Annotated in this window: 20 protein-coding genes and 4 tRNA genes; 10 read left to right on the forward strand and 14 right to left on the reverse strand. The window is 70.8% G+C overall.

The annotated features are described in order from the left end of the window. Positions 1-5 precede the first annotated feature (5 nt). Positions 6-3,485 carry a FlgD immunoglobulin-like domain containing protein gene (locus AB0903_RS20460; protein ID WP_366704707.1) on the reverse strand — a complete coding sequence of 1,160 codons (3,480 nt, stop codon included), beginning with the start codon at positions 3,483-3,485 and terminating at the stop codon, positions 6-8. A gap of 303 nt (positions 3,486-3,788) precedes the next feature. Next, the gene (locus AB0903_RS20465; RefSeq protein WP_366704709.1) at positions 3,789-5,972 is read right to left on the reverse strand and encodes a DEAD/DEAH box helicase; all 2,184 of its coding nucleotides are present in this window, start codon (positions 5,970-5,972) and stop codon (positions 3,789-3,791) included. A 489-nt stretch (positions 5,973-6,461) separates the two neighbouring features. Here AB0903_RS20465 and AB0903_RS20470 point away from each other — a divergent pair, with 489 nt between their 5' ends. Beyond that, entirely contained in the window at positions 6,462-6,782 is a 321-nt protein-coding gene (locus AB0903_RS20470) for a hypothetical protein (RefSeq protein ID WP_366704711.1), read from the forward strand. A 272-nt stretch (positions 6,783-7,054) separates the two neighbouring features. Here AB0903_RS20470 and AB0903_RS20475 read toward each other — a convergent pair whose 3' ends face one another. Genes AB0903_RS20475 through AB0903_RS20485 form a run of 3 tightly spaced genes read right to left on the reverse strand, consistent with a single transcriptional unit; the run spans position 7,055 to position 8,264 of the window. Next, the gene (locus AB0903_RS20475) at positions 7,055-7,417 is read right to left on the reverse strand and encodes a CrcB family protein (protein ID WP_366704713.1); all 363 of its coding nucleotides are present in this window, start codon (positions 7,415-7,417) and stop codon (positions 7,055-7,057) included. Then, positions 7,414-7,917: a CrcB family protein gene (locus AB0903_RS20480; protein ID WP_366704715.1), complete on the reverse strand. Its 504-nt coding sequence runs from the start codon at positions 7,915-7,917 to the stop codon at positions 7,414-7,416. The genes AB0903_RS20475 and AB0903_RS20480 overlap by 4 nt, the downstream gene beginning before the upstream one ends. Next, positions 7,914-8,264, reverse strand: a complete 351-nt coding sequence (locus AB0903_RS20485) for a metallopeptidase family protein (protein ID WP_366704717.1) — start codon at positions 8,262-8,264, stop codon at positions 7,914-7,916. The genes AB0903_RS20480 and AB0903_RS20485 overlap by 4 nt, the downstream gene beginning before the upstream one ends. A gap of 74 nt (positions 8,265-8,338) precedes the next feature. Here AB0903_RS20485 and AB0903_RS20490 point away from each other — a divergent pair, with 74 nt between their 5' ends. From AB0903_RS20490 to AB0903_RS20505, 4 genes are all read left to right on the forward strand, one after another. After that, a complete protein-coding gene (locus tag AB0903_RS20490; RefSeq protein ID WP_366704719.1) occupies positions 8,339-9,970 on the forward strand; it encodes a metallophosphoesterase in 1,632 nt (543 codons plus the stop codon). A gap of 80 nt (positions 9,971-10,050) precedes the next feature. Then, a tRNA-Glu gene (locus AB0903_RS20495) sits at positions 10,051-10,123 on the forward strand. A gap of 38 nt (positions 10,124-10,161) precedes the next feature. Next, positions 10,162-10,236, forward strand: a tRNA-Asp gene (locus tag AB0903_RS20500). Positions 10,237-10,258: 22 nt separating this feature from the next. Next, positions 10,259-10,332 (forward strand) — tRNA-Phe (locus AB0903_RS20505). Positions 10,333-10,554: 222 nt separating this feature from the next. Here the strand turns inward: AB0903_RS20505 and AB0903_RS20510 are convergent. The 3 genes from AB0903_RS20510 to AB0903_RS20520 form a co-directional block, all read right to left on the reverse strand. Further along, positions 10,555-11,382 (reverse strand): cytochrome c biogenesis CcdA family protein, encoded by an 828-nt coding sequence (locus AB0903_RS20510; protein WP_366704721.1) that lies wholly within the window; start codon positions 11,380-11,382, stop codon positions 10,555-10,557. Next, the gene (locus AB0903_RS20515) at positions 11,379-12,131 is read right to left on the reverse strand and encodes a DsbA family protein (protein ID WP_366704723.1); all 753 of its coding nucleotides are present in this window, start codon (positions 12,129-12,131) and stop codon (positions 11,379-11,381) included. Before AB0903_RS20515 ends, AB0903_RS20510 begins: the two co-directional genes overlap by 4 nt. A 62-nt stretch (positions 12,132-12,193) precedes the next feature. Then, entirely contained in the window at positions 12,194-12,592 is a 399-nt protein-coding gene (locus AB0903_RS20520; RefSeq protein WP_366704725.1) for a hypothetical protein, read from the reverse strand. Between the two features lie 159 nt (positions 12,593-12,751). Between AB0903_RS20520 and hrpA the strand changes: the two genes are divergently transcribed. The 3 genes from hrpA (at position 12,752) to AB0903_RS20535 (ending at position 17,455) form a co-directional block, all read left to right on the forward strand. Next, positions 12,752-16,696: an ATP-dependent RNA helicase HrpA gene (gene hrpA, locus AB0903_RS20525; RefSeq protein WP_366704727.1), complete on the forward strand. Its 3,945-nt coding sequence runs from the start codon at positions 12,752-12,754 to the stop codon at positions 16,694-16,696. A 94-nt stretch (positions 16,697-16,790) separates the two neighbouring features. After that, a tRNA-Asp gene (locus tag AB0903_RS20530) sits at positions 16,791-16,865 on the forward strand. Positions 16,866-17,188: 323 nt separating this feature from the next. Beyond that, the gene (locus AB0903_RS20535) at positions 17,189-17,455 is read left to right on the forward strand and encodes a DUF6274 family protein (RefSeq protein ID WP_366704729.1); all 267 of its coding nucleotides are present in this window, start codon (positions 17,189-17,191) and stop codon (positions 17,453-17,455) included. A gap of 385 nt (positions 17,456-17,840) precedes the next feature. Here AB0903_RS20535 and bldC read toward each other — a convergent pair whose 3' ends face one another. Together bldC and AB0903_RS20545 are read right to left on the reverse strand one after the other, a co-directional pair. After that, positions 17,841-18,047: a developmental transcriptional regulator BldC gene (gene bldC / locus AB0903_RS20540; protein ID WP_003949541.1), complete on the reverse strand. Its 207-nt coding sequence runs from the start codon at positions 18,045-18,047 to the stop codon at positions 17,841-17,843. Positions 18,048-18,526: 479 nt separating this feature from the next. Then, positions 18,527-19,366 (reverse strand): hypothetical protein, encoded by an 840-nt coding sequence (locus AB0903_RS20545; RefSeq protein WP_366704731.1) that lies wholly within the window; start codon positions 19,364-19,366, stop codon positions 18,527-18,529. A gap of 180 nt (positions 19,367-19,546) precedes the next feature. On the opposite strand from AB0903_RS20545, the gene AB0903_RS20550 reads away from it, so the two are divergent. Both AB0903_RS20550 and AB0903_RS20555 read left to right on the forward strand, forming a co-directional pair. Further along, on the forward strand, positions 19,547-20,638 hold the full coding sequence (locus tag AB0903_RS20550) for a Glu/Leu/Phe/Val dehydrogenase dimerization domain-containing protein (RefSeq protein WP_366704733.1): 1,092 nt from the start codon (positions 19,547-19,549) through the stop codon (positions 20,636-20,638). Positions 20,639-20,917: 279 nt separating this feature from the next. Continuing rightward, entirely contained in the window at positions 20,918-21,172 is a 255-nt protein-coding gene (locus tag AB0903_RS20555; RefSeq protein WP_366704735.1) for a DUF3073 domain-containing protein, read from the forward strand. A gap of 143 nt (positions 21,173-21,315) precedes the next feature. On the opposite strand, the gene purM is transcribed toward AB0903_RS20555, so the two are convergent. From purM to AB0903_RS20575, 4 genes are all read right to left on the reverse strand, one after another. After that, positions 21,316-22,434 carry a phosphoribosylformylglycinamidine cyclo-ligase gene (purM, locus tag AB0903_RS20560; protein WP_366704737.1) on the reverse strand — a complete coding sequence of 373 codons (1,119 nt, stop codon included), beginning with the start codon at positions 22,432-22,434 and terminating at the stop codon, positions 21,316-21,318. 33 nt (positions 22,435-22,467) lie between these two features. Further along, the gene (gene purF, locus AB0903_RS20565; RefSeq protein WP_366704739.1) at positions 22,468-23,985 is read right to left on the reverse strand and encodes an amidophosphoribosyltransferase; all 1,518 of its coding nucleotides are present in this window, start codon (positions 23,983-23,985) and stop codon (positions 22,468-22,470) included. Between the two features lie 316 nt (positions 23,986-24,301). Beyond that, positions 24,302-25,120 carry an META domain-containing protein gene (locus AB0903_RS20570; protein ID WP_366704741.1) on the reverse strand — a complete coding sequence of 273 codons (819 nt, stop codon included), beginning with the start codon at positions 25,118-25,120 and terminating at the stop codon, positions 24,302-24,304. A 170-nt stretch (positions 25,121-25,290) separates the two neighbouring features. After that, positions 25,291-26,082, reverse strand: a complete 792-nt coding sequence (locus tag AB0903_RS20575) for a sterol carrier family protein (RefSeq protein WP_366704743.1) — start codon at positions 26,080-26,082, stop codon at positions 25,291-25,293. Between the last annotated feature and the right edge of the window lie 9 nt (positions 26,083-26,091).

A 26,091-nucleotide genomic window follows, 5' to 3' on the forward strand; every position in this document is an offset into this window, starting at 1 on the left:
TCGCGTCAGCTCACGTAGTAGCCGGCGACGTCGGCGATCAGGTTGACCGAGCCTGCGTAGTTGTAGAAGGTGACCTTGCCGTTCACCACCGGGACGACCACCAGGTTCGGGGCGGTCTGCCCCTTCACCAGGTTCAGGTTCGAAGCGCTGGTGCGGGTCGTGCCGTTCGGGTAGACGGCCACGTACGTGGTCGCCGTCACCGTCGTCCCCGTGACGTTCATGACCACGGCCGTGACCCCCGACGCGGGTACGCCGTTCTTCCCCGTCACCTGGAGGGTCACCGTCTTGCCCGCGCCGACCTTCGCCTTCGGCACGCCCAGGCCGATGCGCGTGTCCATGAAGCGCGTCGGAGTCAACGGCCGGTAGGTGGAGCCGTCCGTGGCGGACGTGAAGTAGCCCGACACGTCGGCGATCAGGTTCACGGTCCCGGCGTGGTTGTAGAAGCTGACCTTCCCGTTCACCACCGGGACGACCACCAGGTTCGGGGCGGTCTGCCCCTTCACCAGGTTCAGGTTCGACGCGCTGGTCCGCGGCAGGCCGTTCGGGTGGACCGCGACGTACGTCGTCGCCGTCGCCGTCGTGCCGGTCACGTTCAGCACCACGGCCGTGACCCCGGACGCGGGCACTCCACCCCGGCCGGTCACCTGGAGCGTGACGGTCTTGCCGGCACCGACCTTGGCCTTCGGGACTCCGAGACCGGTCCGGGTGTCCATCAGACGGTCGGGTGTCACCGGCTCGTACGTCGAGCCCTCGCCCGACGCGGTGAAGTAGCCGGACACGTCGGCGATCAGGTTGAGCGAACCGGCGTAGTTGTAGAAGTTGACCTTCCCGTTCACCACGGGCACGACGACGAGGTTGGGACGCGTCTCACCGGTGCGGACGTTCAGGTTCGAAGCGCTGGTGCGCGTCGTCCCGTTCGGGTGGACGGCCACGTAGGTCGTCGCCGTCACCGTCGTCGCGGTCACGTTCATCACGACCGCCGTCACACCCGACGCGGGTACGCCACCGGTGCCGGCCACCCGGAGGGCGACCGTCTGCCCGGCGCCGATCTTCGCCTTCGGCACACCGAGCCCGATCCGCGTGTCCATCACGCGGTTGGGCTGCACCGGCTGGAACGTGCCGGTGACCGCCTCGGCCCCTCCGGTGACCTCGAACGTGCCGGTGGCGGTGGCCGCCGGCCCCGTGCCGTCCGCCGGAATCGCCCGCAGGGACCAGCTGTACGTGCCGTTGACGGCCTTGCCGGCCGTGTCCTTGCCGTCCCAGGTCACCCGCACCGGGCCACGGGTCTGGCCGCCGACGACGGAGTGCACGGCGGTGCCGGCCTTGTCGTGGACCGTCAGCCGCCAGGAGGACGCGGGCCGGGAGAGCTGCCAGCTCGCCGCCCAGCCCCCACCGCCGGCCAGGTCGGCGGCCGCCGGGACACCGGTCGGCAGAGCCGCCAGGTCGGATGCGGGGACGCCGCCGGGGATGACATGGCCCTGGAACTCGTCGTCGGTGTAGGCGATGCCGCCGCCGAAGCGGTCGACGGTCCAGGAGTACCGCATGGTGGCGTGTCCGCCGTTCGATCCGGGCCGCACACCCAGGCCGCGGGTCTCGGCCGTGCCGTCCTGGAACCGGGTCACCGCGAAGGTTCCGGGGACGGTGACGAAGTACCCGTCACCCAGCAGGCCCCGCTCCCCGGGCAGCGTCACCTTGGTGCCGTTGTCCCGGTCGATCGCGCCGGACGACCTGAAGTACGGGCAGGACCAGGAGAGCCAGCGGCCCGCCGTCTGCAGTTCGACGGGGACACAGCTCGCGCCGGTCTGGAGGGTGCCCGTCTTCGTACCCGTCCGCAGGTCGGTCAGCTCCACCTCACCGGCCGTACCCGTCGCGGTGTACAGGGTGCTGCCCCAGATCGCCGCCGCCGTACGCGGCTTGGTCAGGACGATCCCGGAACCGGCGGGGGCGTCGAAGTCGACGACGACCAGCTTCCCGGTCGCGTCCGGCTGACCGACCGACACGGCTCCGCTCGCGAAGGCCGCGTACCGGCCGAAGGTGTCGACGATCTGTCCGGAGCCCTGGCCCGTGTTCACCCGCGCGACCTGGTCGGTGGCGCCGCGGGCGACGAGTTCGGCGGTGGTCGTCCCGTTCACAGTCGTACGGACCTCGTAGACGGCGCGTCCGTCGCCGGAGGCGAACACGGACTCGCACGCGACCGCGCCGCAGCTCGTGGTCTCGTAGCGGCTCGTCTCGCGGCCGAGCCACTCGGCCTTGCCGGCGGTGGTGGGGGACGCGAGCGGGGCGAGGTCCCGGCGGTAGAAGCCGGACGTCTCCCTGACGCCGGTCTCCTCAAGGGTCGTCACGGAGCCACCGGCCGCGGCGATCGCCCCGACCTCGGCCGTCATGGGTTCGATGTGGTCCAGCTTCCGCAGCAGCGGAGTGCCGTTCTCGACCGTGGCCCGGTGGACGAACCAGGCGTCGGACGACTCACCGCCGATCGTGACCGCGCCGCCCCCGGGGAACTGCTCGGTCTGCCGGACCGCGTTCTCCAGCAGGACCTTGCGCTGTGTCCCGTCCATGGAGAACGCGACGACGCCCCTGCCGAACGGGTCGGATGTGCCGTCCTTCTCCGGCGCCATCAGCCAGTCGCCGCCGAGAAGGGCGACCTGCTCGTGGTCGAGGTCCTCCGGTACGGCGACTGTTCGCTCAGCGTCGTCGAGAGCCGCGCGATCCCGGATGTGGACACTGCGGTCGCGGTAGTCCCACCAGGCGATCCGCTCGGGGTCGAGAACGACGCGGGTCGCCGCCTTGGCCTCGAAAGAGCGCAGCTCGCCGGTCGCCAAGTCGATGACGCCCAGCATGTCCGGCTCGTCGTGCTCGTCCGGAGTGGTGCTGAAGGAGGCCACCACGGACCGGGCATCGCCACCGAGGGTCCGGGCGCTCCCGAGGTCGCTGCCCGCGGGCCAGCCCTCGATCGGGGTGCGGACGGTCGAGCCGTCCTCCTGCGGACGCAGCAGGTACCAGCCTGCCTGGTCCGGGTCCTCGCCCGTCGCACCCTCGACCAGCACGCTGGAGCCGAAGACGCCGACGTTGACGTCGCCGCTCGGGACCTCGACGCGGGTCACCGTGCCGGTGGCCATGTCCTTGAGGTCGACGCTCTCGCTGCGGACCTCGTCGAAGGCGACGACGTCGGACCCCTCGCCGGCGGAGCCGAGAGCGCCGCTGCCGGGCCCTTGGCCCCCTCCGAGGCCCGTGAGCTCGGTGCTCTTGCCGGTCTCGTACGCCGTCCACACCGACGCGTCACCACTGACGCTGCTGTGGCGCTCGGAGCCGTGCAGGTAGCCGGTGGGCCCGAGGTTGTAGATCTCCTCCTGGCGCGGCAGCTTGCGCGAGGAGGGCGTGAAGTCGACCTGCCCGGCAACGGTTTCCGCGGTCGGTGCCGCAACGGCCGGGACGGCGAGCGGCCCGAGTCCCGCGACAAGAGCGAAGGCTGCCGTGACGGACACGGCATGACGAATGGATGGGCGTCTGTGCACCCGGTTCCTCCCCTGGAGCAGAGCTGAAGGGACGGAGTGCGGTCGTCACCGACGACGTCCTCCCGGCCAGTTCCCCCCGGCCTCTCCCGCAGCACAAGTAGGCGGATCCTAGCAACAGGCCCTCGCTCACGGCCGGGCACGCCCGCACGCCCGCACGCCCGCACGTCCGCACGTCCAACGGGCGCTGGAACGCGTCGCCAACGGGCGGTGCCGGAACGCGACAGGGCCCGTACGACACCGAAGTGTCGTACGGGCCCTGATCAGGCGTTCGCGTCAGCCGTTGCGCTTCCAGCGCGGCTTGTCGTCGCGGCGGCCGCCCCCGAAGGAGCCGGAACCGGCGGCGCCACCGCGGTGGTCGTCACGGCGGCCGTGGGGACGGTCACCGGCGCCGGAGCGGAAGCCGCCCGAAGGGCGGTCGTCACGGCGGTCGCGGTTGAAGGGGCGGTCGCTGCCGCGGTGGCCGGACGGGCGGTCGTCGCGGCGGAAGCCGCCCGAGGAACGGTCGTCACGACGCTCGAACGAACGCCCACCGCGGTCACCGCCACGGTCGCCGCCGCGGTCGTCACGACGCTCGAACGAACGGCCGCCACGGTCACCGCCACGGTCGCCGCCGCGGTCGTCACGACGCTCGAACGAACGCCCACCGCGGTCACCGCCACGGTCGTTGTCCCGACGGTCGTCCCGACGGAAGCCGCCACGGTCGTTGTCCCGGCGGTCGTCCCGGCGGAAGCCGCCCGAGGAACGGTCGTCACGACGCTCGAACGAACGCCCACCACGGTCACCACCACGGTCGTTGTCCCGACGGTCGTCACGACGCTCGAACGAACGCCCACCGCGGTCACCACCACGGTCGTTGTCCCGGCGGAAGCCGCCACGGTCGTTGTCGCGGCGGTCACGGCGGTCGAAGTTGCCGCGGTCGTCGCGGGACTCGCGGACCGGCTCGGCCTGGGCCGGCACCGCGGCCAGCTCGGCCTCTGCGGCCTCGGTCACCTCGGCGACCGCGGCCTCCGGGTCCTCGCCGCGCTCGCGCGCGGCGCGGGCCACCAGACGGTCGGCCTCCTCGCGGAGTTCGGTCGCACGGCGCTGGACGCGCTCGAGCTGACGCGTCAGCTCGACGACCTCGCGCTCGGCCTGCTTGGCCGCGTTGTTCGCGGAGTCGGCCTGGACCTCGGTCAGCGAACGGGCACCGGTGATCTCGGCGACCTCGGGGTCGAACGCGCCGGCCCCGCCGACGATGTGACGCGAGGCGTCGACGCCCGCGTCCTCCATCAGCCGGAAGATCTGGCGGCGCTGGTGCGGCAGCGACAGCGAGACGACGACGCCGGACTTGCCGGCACGCGCCGTACGGCCCGAGCGGTGCAGGTAGTCCTTGTGGTCGCCGGCCGGGTCCACGTTCAGGACCAGGTCGATGCCGTCGACGTGGATACCGCGGGCGGCGACGTCCGTCGCGACGAGCGCGTTGACGTAGCCGTCCTTGAAGTCGGACAGGGTGCGGGTACGCGCGCCCTGGGTCATGCCGCCGTGCAGCGCGTCCGCCTTCACGCCCGACTCGCGCAGCTGCTCCGCGATGCGGTCGGCACCGAGCTGGGTGCGGACGAAGATGATCGTGCGGCCCTTGCGCGCGGCGATGGCGGCCGTGACCGGCGCCTTGTCCTTGGGCTTCACGACGAGCACGTGGTGGCTCATGGTCGTGACGTTGCCCTGGGCGCTGTCGACCTCGTGCGTGACCGGGTCGGTCAGGTAGCGCTTGACCAGCGTGCTGATCTCGTTCTCCATGGTGGCGGAGAAGAGCATCCGCTGGCCGCCGCCCGGGATCTGGTCGAGCAGCTCGGTGACCTCGGGCAGGAAGCCCAGGTCGGACATCTGGTCGGCCTCGTCGAGGACGGCGACCTGGACGTTCGCCAGGGAGCAGGCGCCGCGGTTGATGATGTCGCGCAGACGGCCCGGGGTGGCGACCAGGACGTCGACGCCGCGCTCCAGCGCGTAGATCTGGTTGCCCATGGAGGTACCGCCGCAGACGACCTTCATCTTGAGGCCGAGCACGTCGCCGTAGGGCTGCAGAGCGTCCGCGACCTGCATCGCGAGCTCACGGGTCGGGGTGAGGATGATCGCGCGGGGCTTCTTCTTCTCGGTGTGGCCGCCGGCCAGCGTGGCCAGGGTCGGCAGACCGAAGGAGAGGGTCTTGCCGGAGCCGGTGCGGCCACGGCCGAGGATGTCCTTGCCGGCCAGGGCGTCCGGGATGGTCGCGGCCTGGATCGGGAAGGGCGTGGTCACGCCGTTCTGGGCGAGCTTGCGCACGACGCCCTCGGGGAGACCGAGCTCCGAGAAGGTGGCCTGGGGCTCCTCGATGGGCTCGGGGGCCTCTGCGGCCTCCGCGACGGCCGCCTCGGCGGTCGCGACAATCTCGATCTCGTCGTTGTCGGGCATGACGGGGAGCTCAGTACTAAAAGTGGACATGCGAAATGCGAAACCTTCCGGAGTCTCGGCACGCGCCCAAACTCCGTGATTTCGCAAATCGACCGCCTCTATGCGGTCAGCCACGGTCAGGGAGAGTACGCGCCACACGGCGCTCTTCTTTTTCGGCGCCGGGCAATGGGATCAAACGATCTACCACCATACGCACCCTCCCCGGGCGAAGGCAAACCGGCCCCGCGTGAACCGGACCACACCCGCCGCGACGCACCACCCGCGCGCGCCTGAAACGACCAACCCCGACCCCGACCCCGGCCCCGCCACGCCCCGCCACGATCCGACCCCAGCCCCCGCCGCCACTACGCCGCCCCCTACGCCGCCGACCGCCGACCCGACCCGCCCTCGCCCGTCCCACCGGCCCCGTCCACCTCACCGGCCCCGTCCGTCCCGTCCGCCGCGCCGGGGCGCGACTGCGGCGAGGCGGCCGGCTCGGCCTGCGCCCCCGAGGAGTGATCCATCGCCCGCATCGCACCCATGTGCACCTCGGGCACGGACGACGCGCTCGGCGGGTCGGAAGGCTCGGGCGACGACGGCGGGGGGCTCTCCACCGGTGGCTCCGGCGACTGTTCGGGCGGCGGCGGGGCGGACGACCGGGACGCGGAGGGTGACGCGTCGGCCGTGGGCACGTGCGGCTCCGAGGCCGGCGGCCGCCGGCCGGGCGGCGTCGGCTCGGGCTCCGCGGACGCCGACCCGCTCGGGCTCGGCGACGCGCTCCCGTCCTTCATGTCCGGCCCGCCGGCCGAAGGCTCACCGGTGCCGGCCGCGCGCCGTCCGGGCCCGCCCGGCAGGACATGACCGCCGTCCGGCTCGTCCATCTCCCCGTCACCGTCGGCAGACGTGCTCGGCGCGGGCCTCCTGCTCTCGTCGTCACTCACGCTCATACAGCCGGCCGAGGCCAGGACCGCCAGCGACGCGGCGATCCAGACGGCCGCACGGCGGCCGGGGGCTGACAACTGGCGCACGGGGGCACCTCCGGGGCAGGGGACGCGGGTCTCACTGCCCAACTCCCGGCACCCCGCGAGGGACACGCCCGGGGCCCCGGTACCCGCACGGGCCGCCGGCCCGCCTCACGCGGTGAGCGCCCGCGCCAACTCCAGGCCCAGGAAGACCGATCCCAGCCCCACCAGGAGCGAGGCGGCCACGTTCGCCACGGCCAGGAACCGCCACCCCCGCTCGGCCAGGCGCAGCGTCTCGTAGGAGAACGTGGAGTACGTCGTCAGCGCCCCGCACAGTCCCGTGCCGAGCAGCGCGTACGTGCCCGAGGACACCGACGCCCCGGCGACGGCCCCGAGCAGCATGCTCCCCGCGGCGTTGACCACGAACGTGCCCCAGGGGAACACCGAGTCGTGGCGCGCCTGCACCGCACGGTCCGTCAGATACCGCAGCGGGGCCCCGATCGCGGCACCCACCACCACCATCAGCCAGTTCACGGCGCCGCACCCTGCCTCACCAGGACCCTGGCCACCGACGCCGCCAGCCACACCGCGCCGACCGCGCCGGCGACCGTGCCGCCCGCGTACGCCAGCGCGGTGCCCGCCTCCTCCCGTTCCAGCAGCTCGGAGAAGTCGAGCGCGAACGTCGAGAACGTCGTGAACCCGCCCAGCACGCCCACTCCGAGGAACGGCCGCAGCAGCGGCGGGGCAGAGCGGCCGCCCTCGCCGACGAACACCATCAGCACTCCGATGAGCCCGCAGCCGAGGACGTTGACCCAGAACACCGCCCACGGGAAGGCGCCCTCGGGCGCCGGCCACAGCAGGGACGCACCGTACCGCCCGGCCGCGCCCACCGCGCCGCCCGCCGAGATCGCGGCGAGCACCGCCCACTTGTGCGCACCGGCGGTCTCCGCCCGATGCGCGGGCACATGGAGGTCGACGTCCGGATCGATCGCCTCGGCGTCGCCGGCGGGACCCGTCGCCGGACCCGGGGTCACCCGTACCCCAGCTCGTGCAGCCGGTCGTCGTCGATGCCGAAGTGGTGGGCGATCTCGTGCACCACGGTGATCTCGGTCTCGGCGACGACGTCCTCGCGGGACTCACACATCCGCAGCGTCGGCCCGCGGTAGATCGTGATGCGGTCCGGCAGCACGCCCGCGTACCACTCACCGCGGTCCGTCAGCGGAGTCCCCTCGTAGAGCCCGAGCAGATCGGGGTCGTCCGCGGCGGGCTCGTCCTCCACGAACACGGCGACGTTGTCCATCAGCCGTGTCAGTTCGGGCGGGATCCTGTCCAGGGCCTCGGAGACCAGTTCCTCGAACTCCTCGCGCGTCATCTCCAGCACCCGGCCATTGTCGCGTACGCCGTGCGAGTGGTCGCCCCGGCATGGCCGCCCGTTCTCGCGGGCATACGGGACGAATGGCCCGCGAAGCCCAGCAACCGCCCCGCTCGCTCACGTCACCCTCCCCGATCCGCGCCGCACTCGCCCGGCTCGGGCATCGTCTGCCCCGGCGCGGCCGCTCCCCCCGCACCGGGGCCCCGCCCACGCCACTGCTCCACGGCCCGCGGCCGTGGCTCCGGGCGCTGGGTCTGACCGCCGTCGTGATGGCCGGCGCGTGGCTCGGACTGCTCATCGTCGGCAACGTCCGTACGCCCGTCGGCCCCATGGACACCACGATGACGCTCCGCCCGTCCCTGTCCGGCGGAACGAAGATCAACGTGTCACCGCTGGGCGCGCTGGAACTCGACTCCCACACCGCGCCCGTACGTCTCGACGTCGACGTCGACCGCCTCGACCCGGTCCGCTCCCAGCTGCTGGTCGAGCACCCCGAACTGATCTCCGGCCTCGAGGAGGAGATCACCCGCGACGTCCGGGAAGGCACCACCGAACTGGCCGTGCGCTCCTGCGTGGCCGTCGTCTCCGGAGCGACCGCGCTGGGCCTCGCCGTCTACCGCCGCCCTCGCCGGGCCCTCGCGGCGGGCGGCCTCGCGCTCGCCCTGCTGGCCGCGTCCGGCGTCAGCGCGTACGCCTCCTGGAACCCGAAGTCCGTGCTGGAACCGAGGTTCTCCGGACTGCTGACCTCCGCGCCCTCCGTCGTCGGCAACGCACGCTCGATCGTCACCGAGTTCAGCGTCTACCAGGAAGAACTGGCACGGCTCGTCACCAACGTCACCAAGCTCTACGAGGCGACGTCCACCCTCCCCGCCTACAGGCCCGACCCGGGCACGATCCGGGTCCTGCACGTCTCCGACATCCACCTCAACCCGGCGGCGTGGCACATCATCACCTCCCTCGTCGAGCAGTACGGCATCGACGTGATCATCGACTCCGGCGACACGATGGACCACGGCTCGGCCGCCGAGAACGGCTTCCTGGACCCGATCTCCGACCTCGGCGCGCCGTACGTCTGGGTGCGCGGCAACCACGACTCGCTCGTCACGCAGAAGTACCTGAGCGGCCTGAAGAACGTCCACGTCCTCGACGACGGCAGGGCCGTGACCGTGGCGGGGCTGCGCATCGCCGGCAGCGGCGACCCGCAGTTCACGCCCGACCGGTCGGTCGTCGCCCTGGGCGACCCGGCCGAACGGATGATGGGCATCCGGCTGGCCTCCGCCCTGCGCGACCAGAAACGCGCCGGCACACCCGTCGACATCGCCGTCGCGCACAACCCGGTCGCCGCCCGCGAGACCGACGGCACGGTGCCCCTCGTCCTGGCCGGCCACGTCCACCGGCGCCACACCGAGATCCTCAAGCACGGCACCCGCCTGAAGATCGAAGGCTCCACGGGCGGCGGCGGCCTGCGGGCGGTCCAGAACGAGAAGCCGGAGCAGGTACGGGCGTCCGTCCTCTACCTGGACCGGGAGACCCTCCGCATGCAGGCGTGGGACGAGATCACGCTGGGCGGCCTCGGGCTGACGACCGCGGAGGTCAGCCGCCATCTCGCGGAGGACCCGAAACCGGACCCGTCCCCGTCGGGAAGCCCCTCGGGGGTCCCCCTCGGAACACCGGCCTCGAGCGTGCCCAGCCCCTCACCCGCGCCCTCGCTGTAAACCGTTTTGGCGATAGCTCCCCGCATCCCATATGCTTCTCACGTCCCCGACGCGCTGCGAAGCGCCCAGGTGGGCCTTTAGCCCTCATCGTCTAGTGGCCCAGGACGCCGCCCTTTCAAGGCGGTAGCACGGGTTCGAATCCCGTTGGGGGCACGCATCACCATGTGCGAGACTTGTCTCGCACATTGCTTGGTCCTGTGGAGCAGTTTGGAGTGCTCGCCACCCTGTCAAGGTGGAGGCCGCGGGTTCAAATCCCGTCAGGACCGCTGAGACTTGTAAGAGTCTCGTGGCTGGGTAGCTCAGTTGGTACGAGCGATCGCCTGAAAAGCGATAGGTCGCCGGTTCGATCCCGGCCCCAGCCACAACCCCAAGGCCCCGGCTCTTTCCAGCCGGGGCCTTCGCCGTGCGCCCGCCACGAACAGCGGCTCCGGCCCCGCACCCCCGCGGCTCGAACACCGGCCGGGCCGACTTGTCGGCCCGGCCGGTGTTCGAGGCCACCGCGCGAAGCGCGCTACGGGTCCGGGCGGAGCCCGGTTCGGGGCAGGGCGGGGACAGGCCCGCCGCAGGCGCACCCGCCCCCGCCCTCAGACCCGGTCCCCCCGCCGTGCCCACCCCCGTGCCGCCAGCGCCGCGCCCACCACCGTCACCACAAGAACCAGCAGCGCCCAGTCGGGGACCGCCGCCCCCACGCCCGACACCCATTCCTCGACCGCGAACGAGTCGTCGACCGACAGCAGGCCCGGCAGGGACGTCGTGCCGTCGAAGGCGAGGAAGACCGTGCCGAGCACGATGAAGAACAGGCCCGACAGCAGCGACGTCGTGTGCAGTTCGAAACGTCCCACCCGCAGCGCCCGCCCGCGCAGCCACCCCCGGCGGCCCAGGTCGAAACGTTCCCACAGCAGGGCCAGCACGAAGAGGGGGACCGCCATGCCCAGGGCGTAGACCGCCATCAGAAGACCGCCGTAGACCGGGCTGCCGCTCACCGCCGCCACCGTCAAAACGCTGCCCAGGATCGGGCCGGCGCAGAATCCGGCCAGGCCGTAGACCAGCCCGAGGGCGTACACGGACATCGCCGTCGTCGGGCGGATACGGCCGGAGAGCGAGGCGAGACGGCGTGAGGCGAAGCCCATGCCGAGGATCTGGGCGGCGCCCAGCGCCACGATCAGCCAGCCGCCCACAGCGATCAGCAGGTCACGGTGGCCGTAGAACAGCCTGCCGGCGAACGACCCCGCCGCGCCGAGCGGCACGAGTGTGGTGGCCAGGCCCGCGTAGAAGATCCCGGTCCGGGCCAGCAGCCTTCCCGCCGAGTCGACGGAGTACGCGAAGAAGGCGGGCAGCAGCAGCGCGCTGCACGGGCTGATCAGCGCGAGCAGGCCCCCGAGCAAGGCCGCCGGATAGCCGATGCCGCTCACCGGCCGCCGGCCACGCCCGCGGTCTTCTTCGCCGCCTCGATCGCCTCGGTGAACGTCCGCGTCGGCTGGGCGCCGGCGACGGGCATCCCGTTGATCAGGAAGGACGGCGTGGACGTGGCGCCGAGCCCGTACGCCTCCTCCTGGTCCTTCTTCACGGCCGCACGGGCGGCGTCGCTGTCCGTGTCGCGGGCGAAACGGTCGAGGTCGGCCACGCCCGCCTCGTCCGCCAGGGCACGCAGGCGGTCCTTGCCGAAGCCCTTCTCCTTGGCGCCCTCCGCGAACGCGGCGGCGTGGAACTCCCAGAAGCGGTCCTGCTGCCCCGCCGCCCACGCGGCCCGCGCCGCGGACTCCGACTCCTCGCCGAAGATCGGGAAGTTGCGCCACTCGATCCTCAGGGTGCCGTCCTCGACGTACTTCTCGACCAGCTCGGGCTCGGTGTCGCGGGCGAACTTGCCGCAGTAGCCGCAGCGGAAGTCGGCGTACTCGATCAGGACGACGGGGGCGTCGGTGCGGCCCTGCGCCAGCTTGTCGGCGCCGTCGCGGCGGGCGAGCTTCTCGAGACCGGCGTGCGTGCCCGCCTGCGGGTCCGCGGAGGGGTCGGCCACGGACGACGACGAGGAGCCGGCGGACGGCGACGCGTCCGGCTTGGTCGCCGAGTAGGAGGCGTAGCCGAGCAGCAGAGCGGCGGCGACGACGCCCACGCCGATCGCGAGGGGCGTGCGTGAGGTGCGTGCGGTGGAAGAAGGCACGGTGGTACTCCTGGGTGAAGGTCTGACGGGTCCGAGCTGGTGAGAGGGCGGGGCCGTCGGGCCTAGACGCGCAGGACGGAGAGTTCGACCGGCGAGGGCGGTGCCGGCGGCGGCAGCACGGGCAGCGGCGAGGAGACGAGGAACGCCTGGCCGGGCGCTGCCGGGGAGGCGGGCCCGCCCGTCTGGTGCAGAGCGGGCAGCAGCTCGTACGCGGAGGCGCCGCGCGGAGGCGTCCCGGGATGCGCGCCGCTGTCGTCGGCGGCGGTGGACCGGCCGCAGCCCGGGGACTGCACCGGACCGGCGGCCGCGGCGACGACCGTGGCGGCGTCCGGCGCGGCCGCGGGGCCGGGGGGCGCTGCCGCCGCCGTACCCCCGGCGCATCCGAGAAGCACTCCGAGCAGGCCCAGCAGCAGGCTCGCCGTCACCACGAAGCGGTGCCGGCCGTCGCGGCCGATCAGCATGGACGCGCTGTCCCTTCGGAGTGCGGAGTTCGGGTTCGGGTTCGGAGGCGGAGGCAGGGCGGGACTGGACTGGACGGAGCAGGATCGCTCCATACTGCACCAGCTCGCGGACGAAATGGTTCGCCAGTGGTTTCCCGGGGGTGCGATCCTGGAGTCCGTATGTCTACTTCCCTTGCCGAGATCCAGACCCTGCTGGCCGGGGCGTCGCTGCGGGACGCCCACCGGCTCGGCCGCCGTCTCGAAGGCGCCCGCCGCATCCGTAAGCCCGAGGCACGGCAGGCCGTGCTGGACGAGATCGCCGCGGAGGCGGAGAAGTCCGCGGCCCGCATCGTCCGGCGCGCCGGACGCGTGCCCGGGATCACGTATCCCGAGCAGCTGCCCGTCAGCCAGAAGAAGGACGCGATCCTGGAGGCGATACGGGACCACCAGGTCGTGATCGTCGCAGGTGAGACGGGGTCGGGCAAGACGACCCAGATCCCGAAGATCTGCCTTGAACTCGGCCGGGGCGTGCGCGGCATGATCGGCCACACACAGCCCCGCCGCATCGCCGCCCGCACGGTCGCGGAGCGGGTCGCGGAGGAGCTGAACACCCCACTCGGCGAGGCGGTCGGCTGGAAGGTCCGTTTCACCGACCAGGCGAGCGGCGACACCCTCGTCAAGCTGATGACGGACGGCATCCTGCTCGCCGAGATCCAGACGGACCGCGAGCTGCGCGCCTACGACACGATCATCATCGACGAGGCGCACGAGCGGTCGCTGAACATCGACTTCCTGCTCGGCTATCTCGCCCAGTTGCTGCCGAAACGCCCCGACCTCAAGGTCGTGATCACCTCGGCGACGATCGACCCCGAGCGTTTCTCCCAGCACTTCGGGGACGCTCCGATCGTCGAGGTCAGCGGCCGTACGTACCCGGTCGAGGTGCGCTACCGGCCGCTGCTGGAGGAGGGCGCCGAGGAAGCAGCCGACAGCGACCGTGACCAGATCACCGCGATCACGGACGCCGTCGAGGAGCTGATGGGCGAGGGGAAGGGCGACATCCTCGTCTTCCTCTCCGGTGAGCGCGAGATCCGCGACACGGCGGACGCGCTCAACAAGAAGCAGTACAGATTCACCGAGGTGCTCCCCCTCTATGCCCGGCTCTCGCACGCCGAGCAGCACCGGGTGTTCCAGCAGCACACCGGCCGCCGGATCGTGCTGGCGACGAACGTCGCGGAGACGTCGCTGACCGTCCCCGGTATCAAGTACGTGATCGACCCGGGCACCGCCCGTATCTCCCGCTACAGCCACCGCACCAAGGTGCAGCGGCTGCCGATCGAGCCGGTCAGCCAGGCCAGCGCCAACCAGCGCAAGGGCCGCTGCGGCCGTACGTCGGACGGCATCTGCATCCGGCTCTACTCCGAGGACGACTTCAACGCCCGTCCCGAGTTCACGGACGCGGAGATCCTGCGGACGAACCTGGCGTCCGTCATCCTGCAGATGACCGCGGCCGGTCTCGGCGACATCGAGAAGTTCCCCTTCATCGACCCGCCGGACCACCGCAACATCCGCGACGGTGTGCAGCTCCTCCAGGAACTGGGCGCGTTCGACCCGGCACAGAAGGACCCTCGCAAGAAGCTCACCGAGATGGGCCGCAAGCTGTCCCAGCTCCCGGTCGACCCGCGGCTGGCGCGCATGGTTCTCGAGGCCGACAAGAACGGCTGCGTCCGCGAGGTCATGGTCATCGCGGCCGCCCTCTCCATCCAGGACCCGCGAGAGCGCCCCGCCGAGAAGCAGGCCCAGGCCGACCAGCAGCACGCCCGGTTCAAGGACGAGACGTCCGACTTCCTGGCGTATCTCAACCTCTGGCGGTACGTCCGCGAGCAGCAGAAGGAGCGCGGCTCCTCCAGCTTCCGCCGGATGTGCAAGCAGGAGTATCTGAACTTCCTGCGCATCCGTGAGTGGCAGGACATCTACTCTCAGCTGCGCACGGTGGCCAAGCAGATGGGTATCCATCTGGGCGAGGACGACGCGCCCGAGCAGTCCGTGCACGTCTCACTCCTCGCCGGCCTGCTGTCGCACGTCGGGATGAAGGACGTGAAGGAAGGCGCGAAGAACGAGTATCTGGGCGCCCGCAACGCCAAGTTCGCGATCTTCCCCGGCTCCGCCCTCTTCAAGAAGCCGCCGCGGTTCGTGATGTCCGCCGAGCTGGTGGAGACGTCCCGCCTGTGGGCCAGGGTCAACGCGAAGATCGAACCGGAGTGGATCGAACCGCTCGCCCAGCATTTGCTGAAGCGTACGTACAGCGAACCGCACTGGGAGAAGGACGCGGCGGCGGTGATGGCGTACGAGAAGGTGACGCTGTACGGCGTGCCGATCGTCGCCCAGCGCAAGGTCGACTACGGGCGGATCGACCCGGAGGTCTCGCGTGACCTCTTCATCCGCAACGCGCTGGTCGAAGGCGACTGGCGCACGCACCACAAGTTCTTCGCGGACAACCGCAGGCTGCTGACCGAGGTCGAGGAGCTGGAGCACCGGGCCCGCCGGCGCGACATCCTCGTCGACGACGAGACGCTGTTCGACTTCTACGACCAGCGGGTGCCCGAACACGTCGTATCGGGCGCGCACTTCGACTCCTGGTGGAAGCACAAGCGTCGTGAGCAGCCGGAACTGCTCGACTTCGAGCGCGAGATGCTCATCAACGAGAAGGCGGGCGAGGTCACCAAGGACGACTACCCGGACTCCTGGCGGCAGGGCCGGCTGAAGTTCCGGGTGACGTACCAGTTCGAGCCCGGCACGGACGCGGACGGCGTCACCGTCCACATCCCGCTGCAGGTGCTGAACCAGGTCACGGACGAGGGTTTCGACTGGCAGATCCCCGGCCTGCGGGAGGACGTGGTCACCGAACTGATCCGTGCACTGCCGAAACCGATCCGCCGCCACTACGTGCCCGCGCCGAACTACGCGAAGGCGTTCCTGGAGAGAGCCGTGCCGCTTCAGGAGCCGCTGCCGGTGACACTCGCGCGCGAGCTCCAGCGGATGGTCGGCGTGCCGGTCTCGGCGGCGGACTTCGACCTCTCCCGCGTGCCCGACCACCTGAAGATCACCTTCCGGATCGTCGACGAGCGGCGGAAGAAGCTCGCGGAGGACAAGGACCTGGAGGCGCTTCGGCTCCAGCTGAAGCCGAAGGCCCGTCAGGCGCTCTCCCAGGCCGCCGCGGCCGCCACGACGGGCCCTGCGGGCTCCGGGGAGGCCCTGGAGCGCACCGGCCTCACGGACTGGACGATCGGCACGCTGGCGAAGGTCTTCGAGACCCGGCGGGCCGGCCAGCCGGTCAAGGCGTTCCCCGCCCTCGTGGACGAGGGCACCTCCGTCTCCGTACGGCTCTTCGACACCGAGGCGGAGCAGGCGCAGGCCATGTGGCAGGGCACCCGCCGCCTGATCATGCTCAACATCCCGGTGAGCCCGGCGAAGTTCGCTTCCGACAAGCTGACGAACCAGCAGAAGCTGGCGCTGTCCCGCAATCCGCACGGTTCGATCCAGGCCCTCTTCGAGGACTGTGCCCTGGCCGCCGCCGACCGGCTGATCTCGGAGCACGGCGGCCCTGCGTGGGACGAGGAGTCGTTCCGGAAGCTGTTCGACAAGGTCCGCGCCGACCTCGTCGACCTCACCGTGCGCACGATCGACCAGGTGCAGCAGATCCTGGCGGCCTGGCAGGCGTGTGAGCGCCGTCTGAAGGCCACGAACAGCCTGGTCCTCATCGACAACGTCAAGGACGTACGCGAGCAGCTGGCGGCCCTCGTGCCCGCGGGCTTCGTGACCCGCGCCGGGCTGCGCAGGCTGCCGGACCTGATGCGCTACCTGATCGCGGTGGACCGCCGTCTCCAGCAGATGCCGACAGCCGTCCAGCGCGACACCACGCGCATGCAGAAGGTCCACGAGATGCAGGACGAGTACGCCTGGCTGCTGGAGCAGATGCCGCAGGGCCGGCCCGTGCCGCAGGCGGTCCTGGACATCCGCTGGATGATCGAGGAGCTGCGGGTGAGCTACTTCGCGCACGCACTGGGCACGGCGTACCCGGTGTCCGACAAGCGGATCGTGAAGGCGATCGACGCGCTGGCGCCGTGACGGGCCCGTCGCCCGGAGTGAGTTCGACCTGATGGTCGCACCTGCTGTACAGTCTTGTCCGCAGCCAAGAGAGCAGTCACCGGCTGCGAAACCTGGTCCTGTGGAGCAGTTTGGAGTGCTCGCCACCCTGTCAAGGTGGAGGCCGCGGGTTCAAATCCCGTCAGGACCGCGTGAAGCAGCGAAAGCCCGCATCAACACGATGCGGGCTTTCGCCGTATGCCACACCGGCCCGCATCAACACGATGCGGGCCTTCGCCGTCCGCCACACGGAGGACGCGCCCGCGGCGGAGCCGCCATCGGACACGGCAGATCCCGTCAGGACCGCCTGAAACACCCGAAGCCCGCAGCAACACGACGCCGGTCCTTTCGCCGTGCGTGGCGCGTGGTGCGCCGGCCCGAGGCGGACTCTCGTCGTGCCGGGGCGTCTTGACGGAGTCACCTGCCGCCGGTACCCAGTCATTAAGGGACGGCACACACCCGGAGGTGACGTGCATGGCGGCGTCCACGGCAAGGCGGTACGAGACCAGAGCACTGCTGCGCGCCCATCTGTCGGCCTATTCCGGCTACCGGCACCTCACAAGGTCCTGCCCCATCTGTCATCGCCTCCTGCGGCTCGCCATGGAGCGCCCTGAGCACGAACCTCAGGACCGCGGACCGCAGGCGCCCCTACCGCAAGCCGTCCAGTCGGCACCCGAGCCCTCCCGCGACGCGCCGCACGAGCCGGCGTCAGCCGATGACAAAGGTCCCACCAAGGAGTGACCAACGGCCGCTCTGTGGGGGTCTTTTCCGTGACAGGCTCGAGTTTGGCAAGGGTCGGGCGGTGTGACGGGTGTCACCGAACTGGTTTTCAGAACCACGGCACTCAGACCCTCCCGACAACCGTCGGATTTAATATGTGCCATTGCACTCCCCTTCAGGGACGGTCCGGCACAGGTCGGCACAAGGCACCCCATGACGGCACCAGGCAGCCCCGTGCCGGCACCGGACACCCCACACCCCTCCCGGACAACAAAAATCGCGCTGGACCCGGCGGAGTCCAGCGCGATCGATGACAAGGTCTGTTGGGGCAGACACCGTCACATGGAGCTAGGGGTGGGCGATCCGAGGTGGGGGCCCCGGAAACGCCCGGTCAAACGGGGTGTGTTCAGGCCTCGCTGCGCTGCTGCGGGATTCCCGCAAGCAGTGCGCGGACCTCTGCCTCGCGGTACCGGCGATGTCCTCCGAGCGTGCGGATGGACGTGAGCTTGCCTGCCTTGGCCCAGCGGGTGACCGTCTTCGGGTCCACGCGGAACATGGTGGCAACCTCAGCCGGGGTCAGCAGCGGCTCGGCATCAGGGGTGCGAGCGGTCATGAGCGGCCTCCTCGGGAGAACCGAACCTTCTCGGTTCTTTCCTCTAAATTCTGCACCTTGACCCGCGTTGCCCGAAATGGCGGACGCGGGTCGAGTCGGTTATAGGACGAACGGCTTGTCCTCGGCACTACAACTACACCATCTGTCCAGCGACGTCGGCCAAACCGATGGAATTGCCCTCTCAGGTGTCCATCAGCGGCCGAAGCCCGATGGACCATGCCATAACGGACAGTCACGTCACAGTAACGATCAGTCACAGAGCGATCAGGAGTCGCCAGACCCCCCATAGAGTGCAATGCTGAGTATTCCGCCCTTACTTGGACGGAAGGAACCCTCCCCGGACTCCTTGTCCTATTTTGACACGAGGGTAGGTGATGGGCGCAAGGGCGCGGTTAGTGCAGTCCGTCACGCTTGAGGCAAGTGCCCGGATCGGGACCTACGTCCTGTAGGCAGCGGGACCCGGACAACGAAGTCGGGCTTCAGTTCGCGAACCGAAGGTCCCTGACGACCCGCCAGCGCTCCGTCAGCCGGGCGTACGCCTCCGCCGCCCCCTCGCCGTCGCCGGCCCGCAGCGCCGCGATGCCTTCCGTCACATCGGCCGCCGAACGGTCCTTGGCCAACTGCTCTCCGGAGAGCGCGTGCACCAGCCCGCCGTAGTCGAGCTCGACGAGCGAGCGCGGGTGGAACTCCTCCAGCCAGCGGCCCACGTCCACCAGCGCGTCGGTCAGCGGACCCTCGTCGATCGTCTCCCGTAGCGTCCGCAGGGCCCGCGCCACCCGGCGGCGCGCCTGGACCATCGGCGTCCGGTAGCGCAGGACGGGCGCGGCCGGCCCCGCCGCCTCGTACTCCCGCTCCTCGTCGGCGAAGAGCGTGAACCAGCCGACCGGGACATGCCAGAGGGCCGTCCTGATCCACGGCCGGGCGTCCGGGTTGCGGGCGCGCCACTGATCGAAGTCCGCCTCCGCCTGCCCTCGTACGACCGGCGGCAGCGCCGCGTCCAGCAACGGCGCGGGCAGCTGCCGGGTGAGCTCCTCGAGGGCCAGCCAGCCGCGCAGCCGGGTCCGCCACGGGCAGACGCAGACGACTCCGTCGACATCGGCCACGAACGCGTCGGCGCTCTCGTGGACGGGGACCGGGATGGGCGGGGTGGGCAGCAAGTCGGCCAGGGAGCGGCGCAGTTCGTCCTGCGCGGTCGGCGTGGCGTCCCGGCGGGCGTAGCGGGCCCAGTGGCCGCGCTCCGGCTCGGGGAAGGCCGCCAGCGGCTCGTAGACCCGCAGATAGGCCGCGTAAGGGACGAGGACCGAGGACAGCGCTGGCATGCCGTGATCCTTCCACGCCGGTACCCCGCGAGAGGGTGATCTCCGGCACTGGGTCGGATCTACGCACGCGTAGGACTTACCCTCTTGCCCAATCGGACCTTCCCGGCCATCCCCTGCCACAAGCGACCGGGGTGATCGCGGAGGGCCGCACCCGCCGCTTCGTACTTGGGAGTCACCACCGTGACCGATGTGACCGGCGTCAATGCCGACGTACTGCACACCCTGTTCCGATCGGAACAAGGGGGCCACGAGCAAGTCGTGCTGTGTCAGGACCGCGCCAGTGGCCTGAAGGCTGTCATCGCCATCCACTCCACCGCCATGGGACCGGCCCTCGGCGGCACCCGCTTCTACCCGTACACGTCCGAGCAGGAGGCCGTCGCCGACGCGCTGAACCTCTCGCGGGGGATGTCGTACAAGAACGCCATGGCCGGTCTCGACCACGGCGGCGGCAAGGCCGTGATCATCGGCGATCCCGAGCAGATCAAGTCGGAGGAACTCCTGCTGGCCTACGGCCGCTTCGTGGACTCCCTCGGCGGCCGCTACGTGACCGCCTGCGACGTCGGTACCTACGTCGCCGACATGGACGTCGTCGCACGTGCGAGCCGCTGGGTCACCGGCAGGTCCCCCGAGAACGGCGGCGCGGGGGACTCCTCCGTGCTGACGGCCTACGGCGTCTTCCAGGGCATGCGGGCCTCCGCCCGGCACCTGTGGGGCGAGCCGACCCTGCGGGGCCGCAGGGTGGGCGTCGCCGGCGTCGGCAAGGTCGGCCACTACCTGGTCGAGCATCTGGTCTCCGACGGCGCGGAGGTCGTGATCACCGACGTGCGCGAGGAGTCGGTGCGCCGGGTCCTCGACCGGCACCCGCAGGTCACCGCAGTCGCCGACACGGCCACCCTGATCCGTACCGAGGGTTTGGACGTCTACGCCCCCTGCGCGCTCGGCGGGGCCCTGAACGACGCGACCGTGCCCGCCTTGACGGCGAAGGTCGTCTGCGGCGCGGCCAACAACCAGCTGGCGCACCCCGGCGTCGAGAAGGACCTCGCGGACCGCGGGATCCTCTACGCCCCCGACTACGTGGTGAACGCCGGCGGTGTCATTCAGGTCGCCGACGAACTGCACGGGTTCGACTTCGACCGGTGCAAAGCCAAGGCGTCGGAGATCTTCGACACCACACTGGCAATATTCGCACGTGCGAAGACTGACGGAATTCCGCCGGCTGCGGCGGCCGACCGGATCGCCGAGCAGCGCATGGCGGAGGCCCACGGTCGCTGACCGTGGGGCACCGGCCCTCCGACCTCGGGGAGACATGACTCACCCCGGTCGGCGGGTCGACCGTCGCGAAAGGGTTAAAATCGCAGCTGACCAGCGAGGACAGGGCTCCTCGCCGGTCCTGCGAAGGGGCATCGGATGCGGGCGGCGTACCGTATGGCCGCGGAAGCAGGTACCGTTGAAGCCCTGCGGACCGGTCTCTCCGAGGAGAGCCCGTTCCGACTCATGAACGCGTGTCAAGACTCTGGGGCCGTCGAGCCCCGTCACCGAGGGGGTCGAGCCATGGGGCGCGGCCGGGCCAAGGCCAAGCAGACAAAGGTCGCCCGCCAGCTGAAGTACAACAGCGGCGGGACTGACCTGTCGCGTCTGGCCAACGAGCTGGGCGCTTCGACTTCGAGTCAGCCTCCGAACGGCGAGCCGTTCGAGGACGACGACGAGGACGACGACCCGTACGCACAGTACGCGGATCTGTACAACGACGACGAGGACGAGGACGACGAGTCCGGCCCGTCGTCGCGACAACGCCGCGGCGCTTGACGCTGTACTGCCACTGACCCGGTCCTGGGGCGACCCCGGACCGGGTTCTGTGCTGTCAGCTCCGGACCCGGTCTTCCGGATCCCGCTGGGTTCGCCCGCGCGATCCGAAAGAGCGGGTTCCGCCGCCGACGGCCTTCCGACTGCTACGACGCATATGTACCGGTCAGCTCGGCACCCGTGTGCTCGGCGCCGGTCCGCTCGACGATGCTGCCGGCGACCCAGGCGTCGACCCCGCGATCGGCCAGTGTGGTCAGCGCCACGTCGACGGACTCCTGCGGGACGACGGCCATCATGCCGACTCCCATGTTCAGCGTCTTCTCCAGTTCCAGCTGCTCGACCCGACCGGCTCTGCCGACGAGTTCGAACACCGGTCCGGGCGTCCAGGTCGACCGGTCGACGACGGCGTGCAGCGTGTCGGGTACGACACGTGCCAGGTTGTTGGCGAGGCCGCCGCCGGTGATGTGGCTGAACGCGTGCACCTCGGTGGTCCGGGTGAGCGCCAGGCAGTCCAGCGAGTAGATCTTGGTGGGCTCGAGCAGTTCCTCGCCGAGGGTCCGGCCGAACTCCTCCACCTGCTGCTCCAGCGACATCTTCGCCAGGTCGAACAGCACGTGCCGGACCAGCGAGTACCCGTTGGAGTGAAGACCGGACGACGCCATGGCGATGACCGCGTCACCCTTGCGGATGCGATCCGGGCCCAGCAGCCGGTCCGCCTCGACCACGCCGGTCCCGGCGCCCGCGACGTCGAAGTCGTCCGGGCCGAGCAGGCCCGGGTGCTCCGCGGTCTCGCCGCCGACCAGCGCCGTACCGGCGAGCACACAGCCCTCGGCGATGCCCTTGACGATGCCGGCGACCCGCTCCGGGTGGACCTTGCCGACACAGATGTAGTCGGTCATGAACAGCGGCTCGGCGCCGCAGACGACGATGTCGTCCATGACCATGGCCACCAGGTCGTGGCCGATCGTGTCATACACGCCCAGCTGGCGGGCGACGTCGACCTTCGTGCCCACGCCGTCGGTGGCGGAGGCGAGGAGCGGGCGCTCGTAGCGCTTGAGGGCGGAGGCGTCGAAGAGTCCGGCGAAGCCGCCCAGGCCGCCGAGTCCGGCGACCTCGGGGCGCTGCGTCTTCTTCACCCACTCCTTCATCAGCTCCACCGCGCGGTCGCCCGCCTCGATGTCGACACCCGCTGTTCTGTAGGACGCTGCCGCGTGGCCGGCACCGGTACCCGCGTGCTGAGCACGCTCGGAAGATTCAGCAGACATGCTGGAGAACTTTCGTGTCGTACTGCAGGGGGATCACGGGCGACGGAGCGCGTCGGCGGCGTCGGAGCCGCCCGCAAGCTCGGTCTCCAGGAGCTGCTTGCCGAGCAGCTCGGGGTCGGGGAGCTCCATCGGGTACTCGCCGTCGAAGCAGGCACGGCACAGGTTCGGCTTGGCGATGGTGGTCGCCTCGATCATGCCGTCGATGGAGATGTACGCCAGGGAGTCGGCGCCCAGCGAGGTGCCGATCTCGTCGATCGTCATGCCGTTGGCGATGAGCTCGGCGCGGGTCGCGAAGTCGATGCCGAAGAAGCAGGGCCACTTCACCGGGGGAGACGAGATCCGGATGTGGACCTCGGCGGCGCCGGCCTCGCGGAGCATCTTGACCAGGGCCCGCTGGGTGTTGCCGCGGACGATCGAGTCGTCCACGACGACCAGCCGCTTGCCCCGGATGACTTCCTTGAGCGGGTTCAGCTTGAGGCGGATGCCCAGCTGGCGGATGGTCTGGGACGGCTGGATGAAGGTGCGGCCCACATAGGCGTTCTTCACCAGGCCGGAGCCGTAGGGGATGCCGCTGGCCTCTGCGTAACCGATGGCCGCCGGCGTGCCCGACTCCGGCGTCGCTATGACCAGGTCGGCGTCGGCAGGGGCTTCCTTGGCCAGTCTGCGGCCCATCTCCACACGGGAGAGGTAGACGTTCCGGCCGGCGATGTCGGTGTCGGGGCGAGCCAGGTAGACGTACTCGAAGACACAGCCCTTGGGCTTCGCTTCTGCGAATCGCGAACTGCGGAGGCCGTTCTCGTCGATGGCGATGAGCTCGCCGAGCTCGATCTCACGGACGAAGCTGGCGCCGCAGATGTCGAGGGCGGCGGTCTCGGACGCGACGACCCAGCCGCGCTCGAGGCGGCCGAGGACCAGCGGGCGGATGCCCTGGGGGTCACGGGCCGCGTAGAGAGTGCCCTCGTCCATGAAGACGAGCGAGAAGGCTCCCCGCACATCGGGGAGGACCTTGGCGGCCGCCTCCTCGACGGTCAGCGGCTTGCCGTCGTCGTCGACCTGGCCGGCGAGCAGCGCGGTGATCAGATCGGTGTCGTTGGTCGCGGCGACCTGGGTGGCCCGGCCGTCCTCCTTGGGGAGTTCGGCGACCATCTCGGCGAGCTGCGCCGTGTTGACCAGGTTTCCGTTGTGGCCGAGCGCGATGGAGCCGTGGGCGGTGGCCCGGAAGGTCGGCTGCGCGTTCTCCCACACCGAGGCGCCCGTGGTCGAGTAGCGGGCGTGACCGACCGCGATATGACCCTTGAGGGAACCGAGGGAGGTTTCGTCGAAGACCTGCGAGACCAGGCCCATGTCCTTGAAGACGAGGATCTGGGAGCCGTTGCTCACCGCGATTCCCGCGGATTCCTGGCCTCGATGTTGGAGGGCGTAGAGCCCGAAGTAAGTGAGCTTCGCGACCTCTTCTCCCGGAGCCCAGACACCGAAGACGCCGCAGGCGTCCTGGGGGCCCTTCTCACCGGGGAGCAGGTCGTGGTTGAGTCGTCCGTCACCACGTGGCACGCCACCGAGTGTAGGCGAGATCGACCACTGGTCCGAATTGGGGACGCCGTCGGACCGGGCCCTCAAGGCGCGCGGGGCACGCCTCGGGCACGATCGCCGGTGCCTGCCGAGGTGTGCGCGACCTCCTCGGACGTCCGGAAAGTGCGTCCAGCGCCCCGTCCACGATCCAAGACGACGGCTCGTATCCCGCGCGGGCCAGGGCTTCGGCACCCCGGCCCGGCCGCATCGACTTGATCACCCTCCGTCAAACCGGCCCCGCCCCGGTCGGAGCGCGGCGCCTTGGTCGACCGGCGTGGGAGTGTGCTAGTTCACACGCTCACTTCTCGCCGGGGATCTCCGCGGCGACCGCGGCGATGCCTTCGCCGTCCGGCCCGGTGAGGGTCAGGGAGCGGTGGTTCAGCTCGTACGTCGCCGTCCCTTCGAGGACCTTGACGAGCTTGCGCTCGACGTCCATCTCGGGGCCGTCGCACAGCTTCCTGGTGGAGGCGAGCCGGCCGAAGGCGATCGAGTCCTCGGAGATCTCGGCGGTGCCGGTGAAGCGGTTGCAGCCGAGGCTGCCGCGGACGGAGCCGTCCTTTCCGAAGGTCAGATACGCCTTGTCCTGCGCGCCGGCGGGCAGCGACGCCGCCGTGTCTCCCAGGACCAGGCCGTTCACCACCCACTTGGTGCCCACCAGCGGCGCGGGCTGCTGCGAGGTGAGGGCGATGGAGTCGCCCTTCTCCGTCGTGAGGATCAGCCTGCCGTCGGTCAGCTCCGCCTTGAGCCGGCCGGTGAGTGCGGCCCGCAGCGCGTCCTCGAAGTTCTGGACCTTCTCCCCGCAGGCCATCTCGGTCATCTCGGCGGGCCGCACGGTGACCGTGTCGCCCTCCACCGACACATCCGCACCGAAGTGGTTGCACCCGTAGTTGCCCCGGGCCCTGCCCTTGTCGGTGATCTCGACGTGTGCGCCGTCCGGCGCCTCGGTCCTCGTGCCGTCGACGGTGAGGCTGTCGACGGTCCAGTGGACGCCGGCCACGGGCACGTCAGGCTGCACGGTCCCGCCGCCGGAACCGGACCCCGGACCGGACTCCGCGCCGCAGGCGGCGAGCGCGATGACGGCCAGGGCGGTGACTGGGATGCTCAGCTGGGTGCGCATACCGGTGGGACGGAGCGACCTGTACGCCGGTTCCGTCGTCTCACCCGTACGGCTCAGCGTGCGCCGCGCCCGCACGGCTCGACGTGCGGCGGGGGTGCGCCGCTCAGCCCCTGCCCGCACGGCTTCGGCGTGCGGGCGCGCATGGCTCCGCGTGCGGCGGGACGCGCCGCTCAGCCCAGGATCGGCAGCAGCGCCCCGAGGTCGGCACGCTCCCCGCTCGCGGTGACCTTCGCCGCCTCGAGCGCGTCCCGCCATCCCGTACGGCCGGTGGCCAGGCGGATCCAGGTCAGCGGATCGGCCTCCACGACGTTGGGCGGGGTGCCCCGGGTGTGCCGGGGGCCCTCGACGCACTGCACGACCGCGAACGGCGGGACCCGCACCTCCGTCGACGCGCCCGGCGCCTTGACCGCCAGCGCGTCGGCGAGCAGCCGGGAGCACGCGGCCAGCGCCCGGCGGTCGTACGGGACGCCCAGCCCGGTCGCGTCGTTCAGGTCGTCGGTGTGGACGATCAGCTCGACGGTACGGGTGACCATGAAATCCCCGAGCCGCATGCCGCCGAACCGCATCGGTACGAGCCGCTCCGCGGACGCGTCCGGCAGCAGCTCCTCCAGGTCCGCGGCCGTACGGTCGTACAGCTCGGCGACGGAGCCGCCGTCGGCGAACGCCCTGGTGTCCTCGTCCACCTGCCCGGCCGCCGTGACCGTCGCGAAGGGCCAGTCGAGCAGCGCCAGGTCCCGGTGGCCGGGCTCCGGCAGCCGCAGATACCGCGCGACGAGCCCGGAGACCATCGCGATGTGCGCGGCGAGCTCCCGCACGGTCCAGTCACCGAGCCGCGTCGGCAGCGCGAACTGCTCCTCGGTGAGCGTGCCCACCGCCTGCCGCACCTGCCCGAACTGGGCGAGGACGGCGGCGCGGGTGATGTCGGGATCGTAGGCGCGAAGACGCTTCCTGGCCGGTGGCATGAGCCGACC

Source organism: Streptomyces sp. NPDC048389, assembly GCF_040706335.1.
In the GTDB taxonomy this organism is placed as follows: domain Bacteria; phylum Actinomycetota; class Actinomycetes; order Streptomycetales; family Streptomycetaceae; genus Streptomyces.